This is a genomic window from Candidatus Chryseobacterium colombiense (assembly GCA_029203185.1).
In the GTDB taxonomy this organism is placed as follows: domain Bacteria; phylum Bacteroidota; class Bacteroidia; order Flavobacteriales; family Weeksellaceae; genus Chryseobacterium; species Chryseobacterium colombiense.
In genome coordinates this window covers 4,061,149-4,085,984 of record CP119310.1, presented here as the reverse complement: position 1 = coordinate 4,085,984, position 24,836 = coordinate 4,061,149, and the positions used below count along the sequence as shown (strand labels likewise).

Annotated in this window: 24 protein-coding genes; 7 read left to right on the top strand and 17 right to left on the bottom strand. The window is 34.8% G+C overall.

The window, feature by feature from the left end:
- Positions 1-5: 5 nt before the first annotated feature.
- The 14 genes from P0Y62_18615 to P0Y62_18550 form a co-directional block, all read right to left on the bottom strand.
- Positions 6-731, bottom strand: a complete 726-nt coding sequence (locus P0Y62_18615; protein WEK69809.1) for an SDR family NAD(P)-dependent oxidoreductase — start codon at positions 729-731, stop codon at positions 6-8.
- Entirely contained in the window at positions 728-2,053 is a 1,326-nt protein-coding gene (locus tag P0Y62_18610) for an FAD-binding oxidoreductase (protein ID WEK69808.1), read from the bottom strand. Before P0Y62_18610 ends, P0Y62_18615 begins: the two co-directional genes overlap by 4 nt.
- On the bottom strand, positions 2,050-2,937 hold the full coding sequence (locus P0Y62_18605; GenBank protein ID WEK69807.1) for a decaprenyl-phosphate phosphoribosyltransferase: 888 nt from the start codon (positions 2,935-2,937) through the stop codon (positions 2,050-2,052). The genes P0Y62_18610 and P0Y62_18605 overlap by 4 nt, the downstream gene beginning before the upstream one ends.
- A 111-nt stretch (positions 2,938-3,048) precedes the next feature.
- The gene (locus tag P0Y62_18600; protein ID WEK69806.1) at positions 3,049-3,738 is read right to left on the bottom strand and encodes an OmpA family protein; all 690 of its coding nucleotides are present in this window, start codon (positions 3,736-3,738) and stop codon (positions 3,049-3,051) included.
- A gap of 21 nt (positions 3,739-3,759) precedes the next feature.
- Positions 3,760-4,251, bottom strand: coding sequence for a hypothetical protein (locus tag P0Y62_18595; protein ID WEK69805.1), 492 nt, complete (start codon positions 4,249-4,251; stop codon positions 3,760-3,762).
- 123 nt (positions 4,252-4,374) lie between these two features.
- Positions 4,375-6,054 (bottom strand): S8 family serine peptidase, encoded by a 1,680-nt coding sequence (locus P0Y62_18590; GenBank protein WEK69804.1) that lies wholly within the window; start codon positions 6,052-6,054, stop codon positions 4,375-4,377.
- A gap of 2 nt (positions 6,055-6,056) precedes the next feature.
- Entirely contained in the window at positions 6,057-6,680 is a 624-nt protein-coding gene (locus P0Y62_18585) for a WbqC family protein (GenBank protein WEK69803.1), read from the bottom strand.
- A 54-nt stretch (positions 6,681-6,734) separates the two neighbouring features.
- Positions 6,735-8,396, bottom strand: a complete 1,662-nt coding sequence (lepB, locus tag P0Y62_18580) for a signal peptidase I (GenBank protein WEK69802.1) — start codon at positions 8,394-8,396, stop codon at positions 6,735-6,737.
- A 112-nt stretch (positions 8,397-8,508) separates the two neighbouring features.
- Positions 8,509-9,210 (bottom strand): 4-hydroxy-tetrahydrodipicolinate reductase, encoded by a 702-nt coding sequence (dapB, locus tag P0Y62_18575; GenBank protein ID WEK69801.1) that lies wholly within the window; start codon positions 9,208-9,210, stop codon positions 8,509-8,511.
- A gap of 50 nt (positions 9,211-9,260) precedes the next feature.
- Positions 9,261-9,908, bottom strand: a complete 648-nt coding sequence (locus P0Y62_18570; protein WEK69800.1) for a DUF5683 domain-containing protein — start codon at positions 9,906-9,908, stop codon at positions 9,261-9,263.
- Positions 9,909-10,799, bottom strand: a complete 891-nt coding sequence (locus P0Y62_18565; protein WEK69799.1) for a ParB/RepB/Spo0J family partition protein — start codon at positions 10,797-10,799, stop codon at positions 9,909-9,911.
- Positions 10,800-10,830: 31 nt separating this feature from the next.
- Positions 10,831-11,604, bottom strand: coding sequence for an AAA family ATPase (locus P0Y62_18560; GenBank protein WEK69798.1), 774 nt, complete (start codon positions 11,602-11,604; stop codon positions 10,831-10,833).
- A 166-nt stretch (positions 11,605-11,770) separates the two neighbouring features.
- Positions 11,771-12,619: an energy transducer TonB gene (locus P0Y62_18555; protein ID WEK69797.1), complete on the bottom strand. Its 849-nt coding sequence runs from the start codon at positions 12,617-12,619 to the stop codon at positions 11,771-11,773.
- 218 nt (positions 12,620-12,837) lie between these two features.
- Entirely contained in the window at positions 12,838-14,124 is a 1,287-nt protein-coding gene (locus P0Y62_18550; GenBank protein ID WEK69796.1) for an adenylosuccinate synthase, read from the bottom strand.
- Positions 14,125-14,279: 155 nt separating this feature from the next.
- Here P0Y62_18550 and P0Y62_18545 point away from each other — a divergent pair, with 155 nt between their 5' ends.
- The 4 genes from P0Y62_18545 to P0Y62_18530 all read left to right on the top strand — a co-directional run bounded on the left by P0Y62_18545 (position 14,280) and on the right by P0Y62_18530 (position 17,094).
- Positions 14,280-14,678, top strand: coding sequence for a hypothetical protein (locus P0Y62_18545; GenBank protein ID WEK69795.1), 399 nt, complete (start codon positions 14,280-14,282; stop codon positions 14,676-14,678).
- 7 nt (positions 14,679-14,685) lie between these two features.
- Positions 14,686-15,306: a hypothetical protein gene (locus P0Y62_18540; protein ID WEK69794.1), complete on the top strand. Its 621-nt coding sequence runs from the start codon at positions 14,686-14,688 to the stop codon at positions 15,304-15,306.
- 280 nt (positions 15,307-15,586) lie between these two features.
- Positions 15,587-16,513 carry an alpha/beta fold hydrolase gene (locus P0Y62_18535; GenBank protein WEK69793.1) on the top strand — a complete coding sequence of 309 codons (927 nt, stop codon included), beginning with the start codon at positions 15,587-15,589 and terminating at the stop codon, positions 16,511-16,513.
- 26 nt (positions 16,514-16,539) lie between these two features.
- Positions 16,540-17,094 carry an AAA family ATPase gene (locus tag P0Y62_18530; protein ID WEK69792.1) on the top strand — a complete coding sequence of 185 codons (555 nt, stop codon included), beginning with the start codon at positions 16,540-16,542 and terminating at the stop codon, positions 17,092-17,094.
- 138 nt (positions 17,095-17,232) lie between these two features.
- Here the strand turns inward: P0Y62_18530 and P0Y62_18525 are convergent, their stop codons facing one another.
- Complete coding sequence (locus tag P0Y62_18525) at positions 17,233-18,822, bottom strand: ABC-F family ATP-binding cassette domain-containing protein (protein ID WEK69791.1); 1,590 nt, start codon at positions 18,820-18,822, stop codon at positions 17,233-17,235.
- 557 nt (positions 18,823-19,379) lie between these two features.
- Here P0Y62_18525 and P0Y62_18520 point away from each other — a divergent pair.
- The 3 genes from P0Y62_18520 (at position 19,380) to obgE (ending at position 21,695) form a co-directional block, all read left to right on the top strand.
- On the top strand, positions 19,380-19,934 hold the full coding sequence (locus tag P0Y62_18520) for a phosphoribosyltransferase family protein (GenBank protein WEK69790.1): 555 nt from the start codon (positions 19,380-19,382) through the stop codon (positions 19,932-19,934).
- A gap of 127 nt (positions 19,935-20,061) precedes the next feature.
- Positions 20,062-20,640 carry an adenylate kinase gene (locus P0Y62_18515; protein WEK69789.1) on the top strand — a complete coding sequence of 193 codons (579 nt, stop codon included), beginning with the start codon at positions 20,062-20,064 and terminating at the stop codon, positions 20,638-20,640.
- 71 nt (positions 20,641-20,711) lie between these two features.
- Positions 20,712-21,695 (top strand): GTPase ObgE, encoded by a 984-nt coding sequence (gene obgE / locus P0Y62_18510; GenBank protein ID WEK69788.1) that lies wholly within the window; start codon positions 20,712-20,714, stop codon positions 21,693-21,695.
- A 78-nt stretch (positions 21,696-21,773) separates the two neighbouring features.
- On the opposite strand, the gene P0Y62_18505 is transcribed toward obgE, so the two are convergent.
- Positions 21,774-23,513: a T9SS type A sorting domain-containing protein gene (locus tag P0Y62_18505; protein ID WEK69787.1), complete on the bottom strand. Its 1,740-nt coding sequence runs from the start codon at positions 23,511-23,513 to the stop codon at positions 21,774-21,776.
- Between the two features lie 17 nt (positions 23,514-23,530).
- Positions 23,531-24,724, bottom strand: a complete 1,194-nt coding sequence (locus P0Y62_18500) for a hypothetical protein (protein ID WEK69786.1) — start codon at positions 24,722-24,724, stop codon at positions 23,531-23,533.
- Positions 24,725-24,836: the final 112 nt, after the last annotated feature.

Sequence of the window (24,836 nt, the reverse complement as noted above, 5' to 3'; positions counted from 1 at the left end):
TGCAATTATAGCTTTAATTTTTTAAATATAAATTCAGGAATATTCCTGATGATCATCATAATAACGCCCCAAACCGGCAAAACGTATGCAACATTTTTTTGTTTTTTAAATGCTTTATAAATACAATCGGCAGCTTGTCTCGGACTGGCCGTCAGTTTCGGATTCAAAGGTAATCCTTCTGTCATTTTAGTGGCCATAAAACCTGGTTTTATCGTAATGACATGCACTTTTTTGTCAAAAAGATAATTTCTAAGCCCACTTAGATAAGCCGTAAAAGCTGCTTTCGCGCTTCCATAGATAAAATTACTCTGTCTTCCCCGATCTCCTGCTACAGAAGAAAGCCCTATAATTGTTCCGGATCTTCTGTTTTCAAATTTGTGAGCAAAATAATTGATCAAAGGAATTAATTTTGAATAGTTGATTTCTATGATCTTCTGTGTATTTTTATTGTCATATAATCCCTCTTCTGTTCCTTCGCCCAAATATCCTATCGCACAAAATAATAACGTTGAATTGATATTTTCAAATATATTATAATCTATTTCTTTCGTAAGATCCAATTCGATTACTTCAGACTGCTGCAGAAACTTTACATCAATGTGTCTGGCAAATCTCTCCGTTGTCTCTTTATTGGAGGTAAAAAGATAAACTTTCTCAAACCTTTCACCTTCCTGCAATGCTTTTTCTACAAATGCCTGTGCAACTTCAGACGTACTTCCTAAAACGATCATGAGCCTTGATTATTATTTATGATTCTCTTATGCTGCAAAGACACAAATTTTGAATTCTGAATATTTTTAAGATAGTTGGTAAGAGACGATTTGCTCATACTGTCTTTCGTAAGATAAATTCTCCCTCCAAATTCCTGAACAATGTTGTCAAGCTGTCCAACCAAGGCTTTAAGCTTTGAATTTACTCTGAAATCCAGTGCCAAAGTATAGCCTTCCATCGGAAAAGAGTTATAAGCTTCCGGATTATTTTTTCCAAAAAGCTTTAAAACTGCCAGAAACGAACCATTCCCGCTTCTAGCAATCGTTTCAAGAATTTTTTTCATTCCTTCTTTTCCTTTTTCCTTAGGAATAACCATCTGATATTGGATAAATCCTGATTTACCGTAGATTTTATTCCAGTCTCTCACCACATCTAAAGGATAAAAGAAGGTTTCGTAGTCAATAATATTCTTTACTTCTTTTTTAGATTGTTTTTTGAAGTATAACAGGTTAAAAATCTTAACCGTAAACTTATTTAAAACAAACCCTGGAAAATAAAAAGGAACAGAAGGTTCAAATTTTTTCTTTAATCGTAAAGGTTTTTCTTTGAAGTTTTGCGGAAGTTCATGCGGAAAAGCATGTTCCCCTCTCATTAAAATACTTTTTCCGATATTCTTTCCTGTCTGTAAACAATCAATCCAGGCTACATTGTAAGTCCAGCTTTCACTTTCTTCAAATAATGTAAAGATCTCATCAAGGTTTTCCGCTTTAATGCTTTCCTGACGGATGTAGGCAGATTCTATATTTTTAAGTTTAAATTTAGCGGAAAGAATAATTCCGGTAAGTCCCATTCCTCCTATTGTCGCCCAAAATCTTTCGATATTTTCCTCTCTGGAGCAATTAATGATTTCACCATTTTCTATCATTAATTTAAAATCTATGACATATTCTGAAAAGCAGCCTTCTGCATGATGATTCTTTCCGTGAACATCGGAAGCAATTGCTCCTCCGACCGAAACAAACTTGGTTCCTGGAGTTACATATAAAAAATATCCTTGCGGAACAGAGATTTCTAATACTTCTGAAAGTAAAACCCCCGCTTCGCATTCAATAATTCCATTCAAGCGGTCAAAACTGATGAACTTATTTAATTTTTTTGTTGAAAAAATATTTTCACCCAACGAAGCATCTCCATAACATCTTCCGTTTCCTCTTGCTATAACTTCATTATGAGTAAGTACAAAATCCTTGATTTTCTTAAAGCTATCATCAGATTTCATTTCTTTTTTCACTACGGGAAAATTCCCCCAGTTTGTAACCTTTTGTACGAAATTCGGCTTCATTTTTTAAAGTAAATTAAAATTAAAAATGCAGCAACCCATAATATTAAAGTTACCTGTATATATCTGTCTCTATAAATAATTTTTGTAGGCGATTCTGTTCTGTTGTATACTAAAGTCTGCTGTAAATACCTTAAAAAGGCAAATACCACAAATATAACAGTATAAAACACACCTGAATGCAACTTCATCTGAATCTCAGGAGATAAGGTAAACATAAGATAACAGACAATAGCTAAAGCAATAGAAATTGATAACGCAACATCTGCAAACTGCACGTTATACCCATCTAAAGCTCTTCTCGTTTTTCCGGAAACCTGAGCATTGATAAGTTCACCTCTTCTTTTTCCGATTGCCAATACTAAGGCCAGAACAAAAGTCAGTAAAATCGCCCATTGAGAGATCTCTATTTCTGTAATATAACCTCCTGCCAAAACTCTTAATACAAAACCAATAGCAATAATACAGATATCTACAATAGGAACATGTTTCAGTTTAAAAGTATAGGCCAGGTTCATCCCAAGATAAGCCAGAATGATCAATGCAAACTTCCATAATACCTGATTAAAATAAATCTGTGCAACAAATACAAGCAAAACATCTGTAATAAATAATCCCGCCAGAATTCCCAGCGCCTTTGCCTTAGAGATTGCGCCACTTGCTAAAGGACGTCTTCTTTTTTCCGGATGTTTTTTATCGGCCTCAATATCGTTATAATCATTTAAGATATACACTGTACTGGCCGCCAAGGAAAAAATGATAAATGCGAAAATACTTTTAGTAAGTAAATCCATATTCTGGATATTACCTGAAAAAAAAAGGGGAACAAATACAAACAGGTTTTTCACCCACTGCTCTACTCTAAGTAGCTTTAAATATTTCTTCATTTATGCTGTTTCAGTTACAAAAATAAAAATTTTAGAATTGATTGGTATAAAAATACAAAAAAACCGCAGAAGCGGTTTCTTTGTTACAACATTTATGTTTTAATTTTTCAACTACTGCCCTTGCTGAGCTTCGTTAATCATTTTCTCATTTGCAGTAATTGCAAATTCTACTCTACGGTTTTTAGCTCTACCCTCTTCGGTATCGTTTGATGCTACAGGCATAGTCTTACCTTCACCTTTTGTAAACATCCTGTTTGAAGCAATTCCTTTTCCTACTAAATAAGCTTTTACAGCGTCAGCTCTTCTTTGAGAAAGCGACATGTTGTAAGCATCTTTACCTACGCTGTCTGTATGTCCGTAGATATTGATATTAGTATCGGGGTTATTAGTCAATACCTGAGCCAATTTATCCAAGTTAGCTTGTGCAACAGATGTAAGGTTGGATGAGTCAAAAGCAAAGTTAACGATACTTTCATTCATAGTAACCTTAATACCATCTCCCACTCTTTCTACCTGTGCTCCAGGTAAAGTTTCTTTAATTTCTCTGGCCTGTTTATCCATTTTACTACCGATTACGTTACCAGTAACCCCACCAATAACTCCTCCTAAAACAGCTCCTAATGCAGCATTTTTACCTTTTCCTACATTGTTTCCTAAAATACCACCGATAATTGCTCCGGATGCAGCACCTACTGCGGTACCTCTTTGCTGATGATTAGAATTCTGTACAGCCTCACAGCTTGTAAGCAATAGAGCTGATGATAAAAAAAGAGCTCCGATATATGTTTTTGTAAATTTCATTTTTTTAATATTTAAGTTAAACTATTTCATTCCTGTTCTCTGGAAATTGTAAACAACTCTTACGTTTTCTCCGTCAAAAGGAATGTTTTGTTCTAGTGAGAATTGATCTGTAGCCTGATTAATCAATGTTAAAGTATATCCTGCTGTATTTTGCTTTGCTTTTGTTCCGTCAGCTATTTTCTTAAACTCAAAAGTATTGCCGTTTTTCACATCAATTTTGATAGGCTGTGTAATGGCCGGGCAAGATCCACCGCCGTTTAAAGTATAGGCTCCTGACCAATTGTTCGGAATTAATCTCCAATGGCTTCCTACAAAACATTGTGCGTCTGCCCCTTCATCAAAAGGTTTAATCTTGAACTTTTTATCATAATCAATGCTTACGATTTGCCAGTCTCCTTTCATTTTAAGAAACTCTGATCTTTGATTTTGTGATGTTTTAGCGTTGTTAACTGAGGAACAAGACACTGCAAAAAGTGATGTTCCCAACATCCCTGCAAGTAGTAACTTTTTCATTTTGTTGTTTATTATTTTGTTATAATAAAGTTACAAAAAACCGTGCCAAAATAATAAATAAAAATAAAAAAGTCCGAAAATTTCGGACTTCATATCTATTGCTAATAAAAAAGCGAAGATTAATTATTTTTTAACAGTCTTTTTTACAGATTTCGTAGCTTTTTTCACTTCACCAGATTTACCGTTATAAAAATGTGTATAAGCATATTCAGCTGCTTTTTTCACATCAATTACCCCTCCTGCCTGAGAAAAGTCTGCAAACCCGTCTGTTGTATTAGGATTACTTGATTTAACTAAAGACTCAATAATCTGAGCCGGAGTAAGACTTGGCATATACGCTAATAAAACCGCTGCTGCACCCGCTACCACAGGAGAAGCCATTGAAGTTCCCTGAAGGTATTTATACTCATTATGAGGCACTGTAGAATAGATCTCATCACCTGGAGCAAAAACGTTTACCATTTTTTTGTTGTAGTTAGAGAAACCCGCTCTCAAAGCATCATTCTTATTGGTACTTGCTCCTACTACAATTACATTGTTTACAAATGGTTTTTCGTCTGTAACATTTTTAAAATTGGTAGGATATGCTAAATGTTCAGCAACGTCTTCATTTTCGTTACCTGCAGCTTTTACTAAAAGAACTCCCTTATCCTCAGCATATTTAAAGGCATCCCAAACTACAGTTTTACCTGGAGAAACCGGTTTTCCAAAGCTCATATTTAAAACTTTAGCTCCGTTATCTACCGCATATCTGATTGCGTTGGCTACGTCTTTATCTCTTTCGTCTCCGTTTGGAACTGTTCTTACGGACATGATTTTTGCCACTTTAGAAGCTACTCCATACTGAATTTCTTTTCCTTGTGGAAGACCTGCAATGATACCCGCTACGTGAGTACCGTGCATTGCATCAGGACCTTCATAATGATTGTTCCCGTAATTTCTTTCAGAATAATCATCGTAATTATCTCCTACGATTTCTTTTCTAGGATCATAAGATAAGTCGTATTGTTTTGCCTGAGGTCCAAAATAATCCAGAGCTTCTTTCATCTGGTCTTTCATTATTTTTTCGAACTCAGCCGGAGTTTTTCCTTGGAATTCAGGACTTGCAGCTACCTGCTTCAATACCTGAAGAATCATAGCTTCTTTCTGATCCGTTGTTTTAATAGCTGCAACATTTTCAGGAGTAACATTTTTCCCGCCTAACAATTTTACCATTGAAGGAATGGCTTCGTTAATCATTGTGTAAGTCTGAAAGCCTTGTTTCGCTTCAAGACTTTTTTTAGAGAAAAGGTCTTTAGCCTTCATATACATTGCAAAATCTTCAGGCATTTTAGCTTGATTTGCTTTGTTCTTTGCAGAATCATCACCCTCGAAGATAGGTTTATATTTTGCTACCACTCTTGTCACCTCCATATTGTCGACGTCGATATCGCCGTTTTTTCCTCCGATAAAGTTCCATCCATGAACATCATCAATATAGCCGTTTCCGTCATCATCTTTTCCATTATTAGGAATTTCATTCGGATTAGACCATATATTTTTTACCAAACCAGGATGATCTACCTGTACTCCACTGTCTAGAACTCCTACTACAACCGTTTTAGGCTTCAATCCTTTAGATTCCAAATATTTGTAAGCATTCTCCGTATTTACACCATATACTTTGGCAGAAGAAAAATCTTTATGATACCAAGTCATTAAATCTTTATCTTCTTTTGGGTCTACATTCTTACCTTTAGCTTCCTGAGCGTAAGTAAAGCTAAAACCTGTTAAAAAAACAGCAGCTAATAATATCTTTTTCATTTTTAGTATGATTGTTTAATATTTCTTATATAAGTCAAAGATTCAGGCCCTTTGTTACAAATAAGGTCTAAAATTGACAAATCCTGTATAAACCCCAGTTTATCTGAAAATGTCTGATAATATTCATCCATTTCAAATTCTGAAGGCTGTTTCGCTGAAAATTTTTCTCTTAAATTAATCTCTTCAGGATTTTTGATATACTCTGTATTCAAAGAATATGCCTTTTCTGTTTTTAGAATATTCTGTAAAATTTCCAAAGCCTTTAAATTGAAATCTAAAAGATTTTTTTCCTTCAGGTCAAATATTTTCTTTAGCTTATCTTCATAAAATTCGAAATAAGGGGAACTCTGATAAGCTGTTTTAATAGATTTCCAATGAAGGCCTCTCCAATCTTCCCTGTAAGAGATTTCAATATCTTTCAGTTCTCTTTTTCCGTTATGATTGATCGGGATAATTAAAGATAATTTTCCGTTTGCCCCGAAAATATTGGCTCTGTTTCTATAGGTCTGTTTCGGGAAATTCTCAAACTGTTCAAATACGATTTCATTTTCAGGATTTAATAACACTGAAAACCATGAAATAGGTGGTAAATAAAATACCGGTAATAATACATTCGTCATATTCATAATGCAAAAATGAAGTATTTTTTCAAATACTTCATTTTTTTCTATTTTATTTCGTTATAAATTTTCTTCTTTTTTATCCTTTCTGAATAGTTTTACAAAGTATTCCCAACCGAAGAACAGAATAAGAATCATTGCGGCTATCCACCAATATGAAGTTTTATTCGCTTCTCCTGTATTGGTTGCCTTAAACATTCTGTCCCAACGGATTTTTTTAGGAGCCTGATACGTTGAGCTTGCATCAGAAAAGACACCCTGAACACTCATCCATGTAAACATTGGTTTTCCTACAATATTTTCTTCCGGAACGAAACCAAAGAATCTGGCATCTAATGAAGCATCTCTGTTGTCCCCGATCATCATATAATAATCTTGTTTGATGGTATATGAAGTTGCAGGCTGACCATTGATGAAAATCTGATTATCTCTTTCCACTAAACTATTGTGTTCATATTCAGAAATAATCCATCTGTATGTTGGAAGTGTTTCTTTATTAATTGCCACTACATCTCCCTTCTTAGGAATTTTTAAAGGACCGTACCAATCCTGATTCCAAGGTTTATTAATTGGGAAAATAGATTGTGTCGTATCAATGCTCTTAGTATAAGCAGATTTATCTGCATTTAATTTATAGGAAACCGTAGCAGAATCTTTAGGGAAAATACTTTCCTCCATACTTACCACATTAGGTAATGTTTTTATTTCTGCAGCAGTTTTATCTGTCAATCCCTGAAACGCATATATAAATCCTTTTTCAGTCTGTATTTCTCTTACCGGCAAAAATCCGTATGTATTATATAAAGAAGGAATATCTAATTGAGATCCTGCGTTTACGGTATAAGCATGTTGAACTTCCTGATCTCCTAAAACCGTTTCAGGCTTTCCGTTTACAAAAAGTCTTCCTGCTCTCATTTCAAAAGTATCTCCAGCAACAGCCACACATCTTTTTACATAAGGGTCTTTTCTATCGATTGCTGTGTGTACAGAATCCTGAGGATAGTTGAATACTACCACATCATTTCTCTGAGGCTTATTGAATTGGAAAATTCTTTCATAAGGAAGTTTTACTGCATCCACATAAGATTTTGGATCATCTTTAGGATTTCCTTTTTCTCCCGTGTCCATAATTGTTCCCTGTAAGAAAGGAATCGCAACCGGACGCATCGGAAGTCTGTATCCATAGCTCCATTTGTTTACGAAAAGGAAGTCACCTACTAAAAGTGTTCTTTCCATAGATCCTGTAGGAATTCCAAATGGCTGGGTAACAAAAACGTGGATAATCGTAGCGAAAACTACCGCAAAAGTAATAGATCCTACAAAAGTATCTTTTTTCTTTGTATTTTTCTCTTCGTCCGTTAAGAATAGATCGTTTGCACTTTCATCTTCTACTTCTGCGTCTTTAGAATAGTTAACACTTGCCATGTAAATGAATGGAAGAATCACTGTAAGAAGCTGATGCTGGAAAAGTGTTTTTCCAAATTTCTTCATTAAATAAATATGGAAAACAGACATCATAATAGGCCCTACAATGGGTAAGTAGGATAAAACGGCCCACCATTTAGGATGTTTGGTTTCTTTTAAAATGATGAAATAATTATAAAACGGAATGAAAGCAAATAAAGGGCTATATCCCATTTTCTTAAACAGCTTCCATGTGGAAATTCCCATCAATACAGATAAGATGAGAACATAGACTGTGTACGTTAAAAAGTAATTCATAAAATTCTTTTGCCTAATCTATAATTTAAGTAATCTGTAACGAGCAATGGTTATTTTATCCATCAATCATTTACTACTAATTAGTTTACAATGTAAGGATTTTGTTACAAAACTAAAGACCTAAAACGTCTTTCATTTCAAAATTTCCTTTTTTATCTTTAATCCATTCTGCAGCCACTACAGCTCCCAGTGCAAAACCGTTTCTATTGAAAGCAGTATGCTTGATCTCGATTTCATCTACTTCGCTTCTGTAAAAAACACTGTGAGTTCCGGGAACCTCATCTTCGCGAATTGCAAAAATACCTAACTGATTATCTTTTGTCTCATCCAATTTCCAGGCATCAAACTTTTTGTTGTGCTTGAAAATACCTTCTGCAATTGAAATCGCCGTTCCGCTTGGTGCATCTTTTTTATGAATGTGGTGAATTTCTTCCAGTTGACATGAGTATTCATCTACATTTTTCATCAGATCTGCCAATTTCTCATTCAAAGCAAAAAATAAATTTACTCCTAAACTAAAATTGGATCCGTATAAAAAAGCCGTATTGTTTTCAACAGCAATTTTCTCGATTTCAGATTTTTTCTCCAGCCATCCTGTTGTACCGCAGATGACCGGAACGTTATTTTCAAGACATGCTTTTACATTTTCAAATGCCACTTCAGGAAGTGAAAATTCAATAACAACATCCGGATGGTTAAGATTTTCAGCAGTTGGAGTTTCTTTTAGGCGGGCGACAACTTCATGACCTCTTTTCTGAGCGATTTCATCGATAATCTTACCCATTTTACCATATCCAACTAATGCTATTCTCATATGCTTTTATTGTTTTAATTATACCGAATTGGAAAATCACGTATAATGTATTAAAATCTATAACTTAAACTCAGCCCCGTTTTAGGAGGGGTAATTCCATATTGATCCTGAATGACGGTAGGTACAAAAGAAAGATCAGGATCGTGACGGCTTTCATAAAGATGAGAGTCTACGACTGCATCTACAATATTCAGAATATAAATCAATCCTGAAATGGCGATAGCGTAATCTCTTTGCCTTTTTGCCCTGTCCTGTGCATTTCCCAAGGCAATTTTATCCAAGAAAGGTTTGTCTTTTAAAAAATCATTGGGCCTCCCATTCAATTTATCCAGATAATATCCACGGTATTTTTTATACTGATTGTCATTCCAGATTGCGATCCCCACTCCGGTTCCTACAGCGCCCCATACGATAGGAATCTTCCAGTATTTTTTATTATAAAACTGGCCTAATCCGGGTAATACCGCAGAATACAAACCTGCTCTGGTAGGATTCAGCTTCATTGTTTTTCTGGTAGGTCCGTTTGCATTTTCTAAATCTTCTACAATCTTCGATTCCGATTTAAGAAGTTTTTTAGGCTGTGCCACTGGCTTTTCCTTACTCACAGCAGAGTCTACCTTAATGGTATCATTAGGGATTACTTGTGAATAAGCTATTGCGAACAGACACAGAAAAAATGTGAAAAATATTTTCTTCATTTATTTTATATGGGATAAAATATATTCAAGCTCATCTTCATTTTTGAAATCAAGAACAATTTTACCTTTTTTACCATTTCCGGAGGTTTTGATCTCCACTTTTACATCTAATATATCAGATATTGTTTTCTGAACCCTCTTGTAATTATTGGAAAGCTCTGTTTTTGCTCTTTTGGCAGCTGGTGATTTTGGATTTTTCAATGCCGTTGCAGCCTGCTCTGCCTGACGAACATTCAACTGTTCTTTAATAATTAAATCAAATAAAATCTGCTGATGTTCTTCACTTTCTAAGCTGATGATTGCTCTACCGTGTCCTGCTGAAATCTCTCCGCTTCTGATCGCGTTCTGGATATCCGGACTTAATCTTAAAAGTCGTATAGAGTTGGTAATGGTACTTCTGTCCTTTCCTACTCTCTGGCTAAGGTTTTCCTGTGTTAAACCAATTTCTTCTAAAAGTCTGTGATAAGTAAGTGCAATTTCGATGGCATCCAGATCTTCTCTCTGGATATTCTCTACAAGAGCCATTTCCAGAAGCTCCTGATCATTTACCAGACGAATATAGGCAGGAATACTGGTAAGACCGGCAATTTTACTTGCTCTGAAACGTCTTTCCCCGGATATAATTTCGAATCTTTCTCCGTCTTTTCTTAAAGTAACAGGCTGAATAACGCCTAAGTTCTTAATAGACTGAGCAAGTTCATTTAAGGCTTTTTCATCAAAATAAGTTCTTGGCTGGGTCGGGTTCGGATAAATATCTTCCAGGGATACTTCTACAATATTCCCTACAAATTTATCTGCTCCTACATCGGTAGCAGAATTAATTGTCGCTTTGGATTCAGCACTAAGAATAGCACCTAAACCGCGTCCCATCGCTCTTTTTTTATCCTTCATATTTGCTTTTAGCTTTTTTGGCTATTTGCTTTTAATTCTTTACTAATTTTTCGTTCTTCAGCAAAACCTCTTCTGCAAGCTGGATGTACTGAACAGCTCCTTTACTTTCAGCATCATAGTTCAAAATACTCTCTCCAAAACTCGGAGCTTCGCTCAATCTTACATTTCGGCTAATGATGGTCTCAAATACCATTTCAGGGAAGTGGGAATTTACTTCTTCCACCACCTGGTTGGACAGTCTCAATCTGCTGTCGTACATTGTCAAAAGAAGCCCTTCGATATCTAAATCTTTATTATGGATTTTCTGAACATTTTTAATGGTATTCAATAATTTACCTAATCCTTCTAATGCAAAATATTCACACTGAATCGGGATAATTACAGAATCTGCTGCTGTAAGTGCATTCACGGTGATAAGACCTAAACTCGGAGCGCAATCGATAATGATATAATCGTAGTCATTTCTCACGCTTTCTAATGCTTTTTTCAGCATATATTCACGGTTGTCTTTGTCTACCAACTCAATTTCAGCCGCTACCAGGTCAATATGAGAGGGCACAATATCCAGATTCGGAGTTGCTGTCTGCTTGATACAACTTCTTGTATCCACACTATGCTCCAATAAATTGTAAGTAGAATACTGAACATCATCAACCCCTAAACCTGAGGTAGCATTTGCCTGAGGATCAGCATCAATGATTAATATTTTCTTTTCCAATACCCCTAATGCTGCTGCTAAATTCACTGCGGTTGTAGTCTTTCCAACACCTCCTTTTTGATTAGCGATACCTATGATTTTTGCCATTCTTAGAACTTTAAGATTCAAAAATACACTTTTTTCTTTGCTCTGGGCGAGTCACAAAATCAAAAATAGAGTTAAAATATTGTTAATAAGCTTTTTAGCAATAAAAAAAAAATTATCCACAAAAAAAATTCTTTGTGGATAAGTGTTATGATTTATTTTCAGTTGATTAATTATCAAACTTCATGGATATCGGAAATTTGAAAGCACTTCTTACAGATTCTCCCTGTTTATTTTTTCCGGGTGTCCATTTTCCTTTTGCTGAAATAGCTTTTATGGTTCTAATGGCTTCATTATTAAAATCGGCATTCGTACCATTCGCCTTAATTCCTGAAATGGTTCCATCAATTTCTACAATAAAAGTAATTGTAGTTCTCATAACGTCACCGGATTCAAATCCCGATCCGTCGAAATTATTCATTACTTTATTTCTGAAAGCTTCTATTCCTCCACTAAAATTCGCTTCTGCACTTAGCTCTGTTTCAATTTTACTTTTATCAACTTTAGGAGCCTCCGGTTTTACATATGGAGCTACAGGACCAGTACCACTAGTAGGGATAGTCGTTGGAGGAACATATGTATTTGTTGGAGCAGGATCCGCTTTTAAATTAGTGGTCAATCCTGCCACTGCATCATCCGGTATTTTCTTTTTCTCAACTTCAACTGCATCCCTCTTAGGTTCAACAACTCTTGAATCGTAAGTTTTTACATTAGGAGGAGTGGTTGGTTTTACAGGCTCAATTTTCACCGGCGGTGTATCTGGCCGATCAACTCTATCCAATTTAATAACTACAGGTGGGCCATCTATAGGAGTATGTACTGAACTTTCAGTATTAAAAGCATTAATCACAAATGGCGTAATAGAAACTGCAGCCAATAAACTCACACCTACAAAAAGTGCTTTTGTTAATGTTCTGTCTGATTCATTTCTTAAAACATAGGCGCCGTACTCCTTATTACGGTGCTCAAATAAAACTTCATTAAAACGAAATTCTTGATTTTGGTGTAGGTGTTTCATCACTAAAAATTTAAACTGTTAAAAAAAATAAAATTATCAGTTTTTCAACCACTGATAATTTAACACAAAACATCTATCAAAATATTTGCCAAAAATTTATCAAAATATCACAAAAACAAAATAAACAATACAATATTTAAAATTTAACTATGCCACAGATAAATATAAAAACAAAAAAATCCCGCTTTAAGCGGGATTTTAAAATATCTGAAATTATTTTAGAATAATTCTTTTCTGATGATGTTCTGGCTTCTTTCAGGACCAACAGATACTAAGTACACATTGATTCCTAAATATTTCTCGATAAACTCGATATATTTCTGAGCTGTATCAGGAAGTTCGTCATAGCTTCTTGCTTTTGTTATGTCTTCTTTCCAACCCGGTAGATCTTGGTAGATTGGTTCGTAGTTGTATAATTTTTCTGTTGAAGAAGTGAAATAATCGATGATTTTTCCGTCTTCAGTTTTGTAATGAGTAACCACTTTCAGGTTTTCAATTCCTGTAAGAACGTCTAATTTTGTAATAACAAGATTATTGATCCCATTGATCATACAAGCATGCTTCAAAGAAACAAGATCTAACCAACCTGTTCTTCTTGGTCTACCCGTAGTCGCTCCGAATTCTCCTCCAATTTGTCTGATGCTTTCTCCTAATTCGTTGTCTAATTCTGATGGGAAAGGTCCGTTTCCAACTCTTGTACAGTATGCTTTTGCAACACCGATTAAGTTTTGAAGGGAAGTTGGCGGAACACCTGCTCCTGTACAAACCCCACCAGTTGATGGAGAAGATGAAGTTACGTATGGATAGGTTCCGAAGTCGATATCAAGCATCAAAGCCTGCGCTCCTTCGAATAAAACATTTTTACCATCTCTGATCGCCTCGTTTAATTCCAGTTCTGTATCTACGATTCTGTCCTGAAGCTGTTTTCCTATTTCTAAATATTCGTTGTAAATTTCCTCAACGTCTAATGTCGGTTTTCCGTAATATTTTTCAAAAAGAGAATTCTTAATTTTTAAGTTTTTCTCGATTTTGTCTCTTAAAATTTCAGGATTCAGAAGGTCGATCATTCTGATCCCTACTCTTGCAATTTTGTCTTCATAGCAAGGTCCGATCCCTTTTTTCGTCGTTCCGATCTGCGTTCCTCCGTGCTCTTCTTCACGGTAAGTATCCAAAAGAATGTGGTAAGGCATGATGACATGCGCTCTTCTGCTGATGAAAATGTGGTCAGTTTTCAAGCCTTTGCTTTCGATCTGATTCACCTCCTTAATGAAAGATTTAGGATTTACCACTACTCCGTTCGCAATGATACACTTCCCTTTGCACTGAAGAACTCCCGATGGAAGAAGGTGCAAAACGAATTTCTCTTCACCTACATAAACCGTGTGACCCGCGTTGTCTCCTCCTTGGAAACGTACAACGTAATCTGATTTTGCCGATAAAACATCCGTGATTTTTCCTTTACCTTCATCTCCATATTGAAGACCTACAACTACGTAAGTTGACATATTTTACTTTTATTTTAGATTCATGCAAAATTACTTTTAAAAAATTGGGTGCGCAAATTTGTGGTGGATTTTATTTTTTGGTGGGTGGAAATCATGTGGTTGAATTTGAATAATTACAATATTTTCTTTTACTTTTAATTATTATTTTAAATAATATGAAAATAGTAAATAAATTAGTTTTCTTATTCACCATAATAAATTCATTAGCTTTTGCACAGAACAAGAAAATACAAGGAAATGAATATGAGATGACCGGAAAAATTATAAACAATGTATCCTTACCTCCAGGTTGTGGCTACATTGCTTTTGGAATTATAATAGAATTTGAAATTATTGACACCAATTTTAAGAACTACACAAATAATCAAATTCCGATTATTATTACATGTCCCGAAACTTATGGAAAAGATTTTTTAAAAAAAAATAAAACTTATAAGCTTATATTTTCAGATAAACAACAAAATGATTTTGGCTGGACAATTTCCAACCTAGGTATATTAGAAAAATATGCTTTAAAAAAACAGTTTTGGTTAATAACCATTAAAAGCACTTAAAACAAAAATGCAAGAAAACATTAAAGATGAATATCTAAAAATAGCCAGAGAATATCTTTTAAATGAATATGGAGATATTGTTCAAATATTCGAAGATGATATACATGAAACTGATGACACATTTTGCTTCCATTATCAATCTAAAAAGTTTTTTGAAACATTAAAATTTGAACACCAATTTGTCGGACAAGGTCCTTTATTCATTTTAAAAAGAAGTAAAAAAATAATTTCTTACGGAAGCGCAACAGGAGAAAAATCTGGTCTTATTCATATACTTAATCAATTGAATAAGGAAAGATTAATAAGAGTATATTATAAAGATTATGATGTCTGGGACGGAAAATATAATTTAATAATTAATAAAGTGGAAGATGAGGCAGCTGGATTGGAAGACGTAATTATTGAAAACTTAGTCAATGTTTTACTAAAACACAAAATCTGGAAAGCTAATCAATATGATAGTGATAATCCAAACGCTTATTACTACACTGAAAAAGAATTAAAAGAAACTCTAATAAAATCTCCATTAATATTAAAAAGACATTTTTGCGAGAATTTAGAAGATCTTCTTGTCGATATTATCAATAAAGATATGTATCTGGATTGGACATTATCAGAAGCTAAATAAATATTATTCCGTAGAAACCTTCAACTTAGATTCCTGCGGAATGACAAACAGTATGGATATTTTTATTTTCCTTATTTCAACAAAACCTCACTCCTCACCCCAATCTCCTCCAAAAACACCTCCATCATGTGAAATCACCACCAAAGTTCCATGATAATCTTTAATAGAATTTTAGAACTTTCACATTTTGAAGATCTACATTATTCGTTGGTTCATCGAGAATAATCATATCGGGTGCTTTATTATTCCCTATCTTTGATAAGCATCTAAATAAGTTCTTATGTCAGCATCCCAAATCATAGCGTACTTATCATCAAAAACAAACAATGAGTCACAGCTTTTTTACAACCTATTTTCTCCTGAAACAACCAAAGCTACCCTGCTCATCGTCCATGGCATGCAGGAACACAGCGGAAGATATACAGAGATTGCAGAATATTTTTCAGCTCATGGGATTGCTGTATTGACGTATGACCACTTAGGACATGGAAAATCGGTAAAGGAGAAAAAAGATATTGGCTTCTTTCAGCTTGAAAAACCTGATGAAAGGCTTGTTGCTGATGCAGAAATGATGGCAGATTATCTTGCAGATCAGTTTCCGGATGTTCCTCATTTTATCTTAGGACATTCCATGGGATCCTTTATCACACGCTGTCTTCTTCAAAATGCAAGTGATAAATTTTCAGGAGCTATTATTACAGGAACCGGAGGACCTTTATCGGGGATCAATGTATTAAGAGGTTATTTATCATTAGCCAATGCTATTGTACCTCGTCATCGTACTTTTTTGAATTCTGTTTTTACAAGTGTGAATAACAAAAATTTTAAAAAGGATAAAGATTTTAGCGACACCAGCTGGCTAAGTGTAAATCCGGAAAACAGAAAAGCTTTTGAGCAGGATGAGCTTTGCGGAATTCCTTTTACGTATAATGCATTTTATACTTTATTTACCATTTATAAAAAAGCGACAGCAAGAAACTGGGCTTCTTCCATTTCCAAATCATTTCCTTTTTTATTCGTAAGTGGGAAAAATGATCCGATTGGTGATTTTGGCAAAGGAGTAATGTATACCGTTAGCAATTTAAAGAATGATGGTTTTCAGAATGTAGAGGTAAAGCTTTATCCGGAAATGCGCCATGAGATTTTAAATGAGGAAATAAGAGAAGAGGTCCTGAATGGAATTTACCGCTGGATTTTAATACAGTAAAAGTCTATTGTATACATTTCAAGATCATGAGAATACATATTTTCGGAGCTTCCGGGTCAGGCGTAACTACTTTAGGAAAAGCATTATCTCAGGAACTTAGTATTGAATATTTTGACAGTGATGATTTTTTCTGGCTTAAAACACCCACTCCCTTTACAGAAAAGCAAAATCCTGAAATAAGAAACACTACTGTTGCAGACAAACTGCATACTACCGAAAACTGGATTTTCGGAGGTTCTATAATTCATTGGGGTAAAAATGGATTTCCCCCATTTGATCTGGTTGTATTTCTTTATCTCCCTCCTGAAATACGAATGGAAAGGCTGAAAAAAAGAGAATATGAAAGGTATGGCAATGAAATTATCAACAATCCGGAAAGAGCTCAAAAACATCAGGAATTTATGGATTGGGCGAACGATTATGATCATAATACCGGCATTGCCAACAGAACTTTAAAAGCCCATCTCGAATGGCTGTCTGAAATAAATATCCCGCTCATTGAAATTTCAGGCGATTATGAGCTCCAGGAAAAAATACAGCTAGTTCTGGATACGATAAGAAAGCAAAGAAATAACCATTAGAAGAGTAATGATAAAAAAGAGGCTGACTCAAAAATATTATTCTGATTGGAAAGATTCTTCCTTTGTCAGAATGACATTTTTAAGATAACCTCTTCTATTCTATAAATTTTGATTAAAGATGATGGATTCTAATTTTATTTAGTTTAACATCAATTCCCGATCTACTCCAATCTCTTCTAAAAACACTTCATCATGAGAAATCACCACCAAAGTTCCATGATAATCTTTAATAGAATTCGTCAGAATTTCAACATTTTGAAGGTCTAAATTATTCGTTGGTTCATCAAGAATAATCATATCAGGAGCCTTATTGCTGATGGAAAGTCCGCACAGAAGAAGTCGAAGCCTTTCTCCGCCACTCAGAACATCGCATTTTTTATCCCAGGTTTCTTTCCCGAATAAAAATCTTGACAATAAGGTTTTCACTTCAGATTCTGGCAATGCATTATCGTTGAACTGTTGAGCAAAATCATAGACTGTTGCTTCTTTATCAATTAAAGAATATTCCTGATCAATATAAATCGTCTGAAAATCCGATATAGAAATCGATCCGACGGAAGGCTGCAAATCTCCCAACAATAGTTTAATCAAAGTCGTTTTTCCCGAACCGTTCGAACCTTTAATAGAAATTCTGTCACCACTCCGGATTTCAAGATTAAGATTTTCTTTCCAGAGATTTTCTTCGTCATATCTAAAGTTAATTTCCTCGGCAGAAATCAAAATTTTACCTGAATGCAGATTCGAATCATTAAAATTCACTTTCATCTGATCCGCATTTCTCACCGATGAACGCAGATTCCGCAAATCACCGGAAATATCATTAATTTTATCGGCATGAACAGATTTTAATTTTGAAGAATTTTTCTCAGCATTGTTTCTTAATGTATTCATCATTATTCTCGCTACACCCGATTTTTCCTGCTTTCCTTTTCCGCGTGCATCAAGTTTTTGTTTCCGTTCCAACGTTTCGCGTTCTTTTTCTTTTGCTTTTTTCAGTGCGCGTTCTTTAGAGTGAATATCGTTTTGTAACGCTTCATTTTCAATTTCTTTTTGTTCGGCATAAAAATCATAATTTCCGCCATACATTAAAATTCCCTGGTTACTTAATTCGAAAATTGTCTCTACTAAATTCAGCAATGTACGATCGTGACTGACCATCACAACGGTTGAATTTGTTTTTTCAATAAAATCATACAGAAGATTCCGTCCTTCCAGATCGAGATGATTTGTTGGTTCATCCAGTAAAATGATTTCAGGATGATTGATTTGAATTCCCGCCAGAAAAACTTTTGTTTTTTGCCCGCCACTCAGTCTTTCCAATTTTTGATTCAAGTCTAAATTCTCCAGTTTCCAGTATCGCAAAGCATTCTGACACCGTTCTTCAATATCCCAATCGTCATTCAACGTTTCAAAATAAATCTCATCCACTTCCCCACTCGTAATTTTTTGGAGAGCATCGAGCTTTCTATCGATTTTCAAGCATTCTGCAACCGTCAAATCATTAAAATTTCCAAACATCTGCGGAACATAAAATAAATCCCCCTGACTATTGACATTGCCTTCCAAAGGCTCAATTTCATCCGCCATGATTTTCAGCAAGGTAGATTTTCCCACACCATTGCTTCCGACCAGAGCCGATTTTGAATGTGAAGGTATCGTTAAGTTGACAGCATTAAAAAGAAGATCTCCCGCAGGAAACCCATAGGATATATTGTGTAAAAAAAACATAATTTCTTTCTGTAATTAAAGTTAAAACTGCAATAACCTCGTTCGTTATTGTCTAAAAAATCTTAAAGAAATTATATCCTACATCCTGATAATTTGGGTTTTGTGAGCTGCAAAGATAAGAATTTTTAAGTATTCTAAAATTATCAGTATTCTCATTCTGACGAAGGAAGAATCTCTTTTCTTAAAATTATACATTTGAGTTTTTTGAACTATATTCTAGTATTCTTTGTTGTAGGATAAGCATCGAGTTTAAATTTGTAAATAATTATTTATGAACCACCCCGTCAAAAATTTTAATTTTTGCCACCCCTCCAAAGGAGGGGAATTTTTAAACAATTTTTTTGATTTAAAGATGCTTCGACAAGCTCAACATGACACCGCAAAAATGTATTTTTTATTAAAAACTGATTAGTATTAGAAATTGTCATGCTGAGCGAAGTCGAAGCATCTCTTTTATTTCAATAAACCATTCTCTATCAATTGTTTTATTAATCTGATATACTCCTCAAAAAACTTTCATCAAAAATCCTTAACTTTGCAGTCTACTAAAAATTTTTATGGAAAGTATTAAAGTTCACGACAAAACTTTTGTTCCTTATTTGAAGGATGCCGAGATTCAGGAGATTGTAAAAGCTACGGCTTTAAAAATTTATGAAGATTATAAGGATGAAGTTCCTGTTTTTATTGGAGTTTTGAACGGAGTCATTATGTTTTTCTCAGATCTTTTGAAACATTATCCGGGAGAATGTGAGATTGCTTTTATCCAGATGAGTTCTTATGTAGGAACTGAGTCTACAGGAATCGTTTACCAGAAAATGGAACTAACGAAAGACGTAAAAGACCGTCATATCATCCTTGTGGAAGATATTGTGGACACAGGAAATACGGTTGAAAGTCTTTTTAAATATTTTAAGGAAACCCAGCGTCCGAAGTCTGTAAAACTGGCTTCATTCCTTTTGAAACCTGAGGTTTATAAGAAAGATTTCAAACTGGACTATATCGGAAAAGAAATCCCCAATAAATTTGTTTTAGGGTACGGATTGGATTACGATGAGTTGGGAAGAAATTTACCTAACCTCTACCAATTAGAAGACGGACAAATCAATCATTAGATTGCCGATAGCTATTAGCTACTGGCTTTTAGCTTTAAATATTAAATCGAAATAAAAAGTAAAATATTAACTAAACAAAGCTAAAAGCAAGAAGCCTTTGCCAATTGCCAGAAGCATAATCAAAATTATGATAAACATTGTTCTGTTCGGCCCTCCAGGAAGTGGAAAAGGAACTCAAGCACAAAACTTAATCGAGAAATTCAACTTGAAGCAAATCTCAACAGGTGATCTTTTCAGATTCAATATGAAAAATGACACAGAACTTGGGAAACTGGCAAAGTCTTATATCGATAAAGGTGAATTGGTTCCGGATCAGGTAACAACAGATATGCTGATTGATGAGATCAGAAAACCAACGGATACTGCAGGATTTATTTTCGATGGATATCCTAGAACTGCCGTTCAGACACAAGCTTTGGAAAAGATCGTAAAAGAGGAACTGAATGATGAGATCGACATTTGTCTTTCTTTGGTAGTGGAAGATTCAATTTTGGTTGAAAGACTTTTAAAAAGAGGTGAAATCAGCGGAAGATCTGACGACAGCAATGTTGAGATCATTGAAAACAGAATAAAAGAATACTACGCAAAAACAGCAGAAGTAGCCGAATTGTACAAGCAACAAGGTAAGTATGTAGAGATCAACGGTGTCGGAGACATCAACGAAATCTCTGAAAAACTTTTTGCTGAAGTAGAAAAAGTAAAATAAAAACAGTTGATAGTTGATGGTTGATCGTATTCAGCAATCAACTGACAACCATTAACTGACAACAAAAGAATATGTCAAATTTTGTAGATTACGTAAAGATTCATTGTAAAAGCGGTCATGGAGGTGCAGGTTCTGCCCATCTTCGCCGTGAAAAGTATATTCCTAAAGGTGGTCCCGATGGTGGAGACGGAGGTCGCGGAGGTCACGTTATCATGAAAGGAAATGCTAATGAATGGACTTTACTTCCCCTTCGTTATACCCGTCACGTAAAAGCGGAACGTGGTGAAAACGGAGGTAAAAACCAGTTGACCGGAGCATACGGAGCTGATGTTTATATTGAAGTTCCGATCGGGACTATTGCTAAAAATGAAGATGGCGAGATCATCGGCGAGATCATGGAAGACGGTCAGGAAATTATCCTGATGGAAGGAGGAATGGGCGGAAAAGGAAACGAGCATTTCAAATCTTCTACCAATCAGACTCCAAGATTTGCGCAGCCTGGAATGGACGGACAGGAAGGCTACGTAGTTTTTGAGCTTAAAATTTTGGCGGATGTAGGTCTTGTCGGATTCCCGAATGCGGGTAAGTCCACGCTTTTATCGGCTGTTTCTGCAGCAAAACCGAAAATTGCGGATTATGCTTTCACAACCTTAACTCCCAATTTAGGAATTGTAGATTACAGAAATTATAAATCTTTTGTAATGGCTGATATTCCAGGGATTATTGAAGGCGCTGCCGAAGGTAAAGGTTTAGGACACCGATTTTTAAGACATATCGAAAGAAATTCAATTCTATTATTTTTAATTCCGGCCGATTCTGAAGATCACTTCCAGGAGTTTAAGATTTTGGAAAACGAATTAAAGGAATACAATCCTGAATTATTGGACAAAGATTTCATCATTTCTATTTCAAAGTCCGATCTTTTAGATGATGAGCTGAAAAAAGAAATCGCTGCCGAATTCCCTGAAAACAAACAACCCTTGTTTTTCTCGGGAGTTACAGGTGAAGGTCTTGTAGAATTAAAAGATGCGATCTGGAAACAATTGCATGGATAGAAATTCGAAACTTAAATAAAATTCAAAAGGAGAAACAGTAGTGTTTCTCCTTTTTTACCTAAAATTTAAAATTGAAATTTATTTTTTAATAAATTTCTTAGTTGTTTTTCCTTCTTTTGTTTCAATAGTCATAATATAAGATCCTGCTGGAAGATTTCTTACATCTACTTTATTGTCACGAAGAATTGTGACATTGCTATTTTTTCCTGAAATATCATAAACACTTACATTTTCAACTTTCTGATCTGTTTTAATTGTAATTAGATCTGAAACCGGGTTTGGAAATATTTCAATATTTTTCATCTTAGCCCTTTGATTTCTTTCTTCCTGATCAAGCTCTAAGATCATTCCTTTTTGGTTGCTATCTCTGCTGCTTTTTGTAGAGTTCCCTATCTTGGTATTACGAGGATCACAAGGTGCAATCTTTGCAAGATAACTATTAGCCATAATATTTGTATCTGGAAGAAGTGTAATAGAATTTCCGGCAACCATCGTGATATTATAATCACTAGGAATCATATAATTATCTTTTGTTACAATATCATTACTTACATTATAAGTAAAAACAATATGTGGTTCTTCAACATCTAATGTAAGATTGTTCATGCATGGATAATATGGATCCTGTTCCAATATGGCTAAAGGTTGCGGAAGGCCATACTTTGTGCCTCCACTTACCAAGCCTACTGCTGTTAAATTCACACTCATTCCTGCCCCATAATTATCCGGATTTACAACCTTACCTAAATATGGGCTATTTGGTTTACTTATGTATACATCTCCATATTTATTTCTTTGAATTCCCATACCGTAAAAACCACTGGTAGAAGGGTCGTTATATAATTGCATTGAAATCACTCCTGAAGAAGTAGAATTAAACAGATCCACAGCATATATATGTTTATATCCCAGAAATAGTGCTGTTGCATTTTTGTTAAATTCAGGAACATATCCTCTTAATCCGCTGATCTGTAAGGAATAATTACTAGTAATTTGTCCTGTAGCTGCATCAAATGAATATACCTGATTAAAAAAAGTTGAATCAGGAGCTGATGGATTGTCAGAATTGTGCCAATAGGAAACACAAATATAATGAGAAAAATTACCACCAATTAATTTAGGAGAGGCTTTAATTCCATAAAATCTGCGATTACCTAAATTAATTGGAAAATTAAGATTACTAATAACAGGATTTCCGTTATTAAAGCCGGTACTACTTAATCTATAACTGTAAAGGCTATTTCCATTAGGAATTAGAACCCAAAAAGAATTATCTGTTACATTGGGAACAACAGTTACCGCCTCGGACATAAAAATATTTCCCAAATTATCAAGCACGGGGGTATTTTTAGTAGCCAAGACTACATCTCCCAACGGAGATCCTGTTGATCCATTTGCTCCTAAGGTCATATCAACGATAGAATAATTAATTCTAAAATTAGGGTTGGCACTAGAGTTTTCTCCTGTTGTAAAAACATAATATTGCTTACTGTTTGCTGGATTTTTCACTATTGCAAGCTGTTCTGCTGTATCATTTTGGTAAGGAGGGATTAACACTCCGTTTGGCATTACTTGATTTTGCCTATTCCAAATCCTTTCTCCGTTCATGTAAAACAGTAAATTCCCATTATTATCACTTACAGAGCCACATGCTTCTAAGGCATCCATATCACTTGTAGTAATTCCTATGGGGGTTGGATTCTGGAAATTAATAGCCGCTTTGTTTCCGAAATACCAATTATTATTTTCTCCTTGTGCAAAAACCCAATCTGCTGCAAAAATCAAAAGAAAAATAAAAAAGATGTTCTTTGTCTTCATAATTTTTTCTTTTAAGATTATTTAGACAAATTCATTTGTTTTTTCAATATCTCTATTTCTTCTTTTTGTACAGATAATTCTTTGTTCTGCTGTATTAAATGCAATGTCAATTCTTCTACCTTTTTTAAAAGGAGAATATTCATTTCTTTAAGCTCAATACCGTTTTTAATAGCTTCTTCTGTAGTAGGAACTTCCGGGAGATGACCATTTTCATTGATAAATTTCTCTACATTATTTAACGACATAAGTTTGTAGTCTTTTTCAAATACATAATCTGCCCATCCGTTGTTTGCTGCAATATCTACTTTCACTTTTTCGGTCTTGATACCGTCTTTTACAAAAAGTTTATACTTTCCTCCATCGGCAGCATATCCATCGGCTGGCAATTGATTGGTAAACTCTCCTATTCCTATTGTCCCGTTATTTCCTACAATCCAATTTCCTATATTTAGCTCATTTGTTGGCTGGGAAGCATAAGGTAGAATATTATTACCAATGTAAATGTTTCCACTGGCATTATTAGCATTGGGAGCATTATTATAGCCGACTGAAATATTATTATTTGCTGTTAAGGTATTTAAAAATCCATTATACCCTAAAACTGTATTATTATTTCCATTTGTAAGCCTTAATAAAGCCGCTGTTCCAAGTGCCGTATTTCCTATCAGAGGAACCGAAGACACACTTCCCCAAGCTCTAAGAGCCTGATAACCGATAGCCGTATTAAATTCACCACTTACTATCCCTCCTAAGCTATTTCCCCCTACGGCAACATTGTTATTTGCTGTAACTGCAAATTGCATTGAGTTAATTCCAAGAGCGGTATTTAAAGTCCCTGTAGTACTGTTTGTGAGAGTGTTATATCCAAGAGCGGTATTTGCATATCCAGTTGTATTTGAGCTCATAGATCCTAATCCTACTGCTACATTAGCATAATTCACTCCTCCCGGATTATTGGAAGGAACTTCGTTTCCCCCTCCGATATAAAGGTTGTAAGCCCATGTTTGTGAATTAGCATTAAAAAAAACTAGTCTCCCATTTGGTGATAGCTTCATTTTTTCGTCATTGTTTATTTTAAAAACCAATGGTTGATTATCCGTAGTTCCTAAAAAGTTGGTTCCTGGAGTAGTTCCTGCATTTCCAGTAAGGCTCCATTGAGCATTCGCTGTAAATCCAGTTACAGCAGCAAGTAAAATGATTATTTTTTTCATGATTAGAAATTTATTTTTCCCTACGAATATAATTACCCTCAAATAATATATTGTTATGCAATTTTTTCTATTTATTACATTTTTTCAATATTCATAAGCCCGGGACATTATT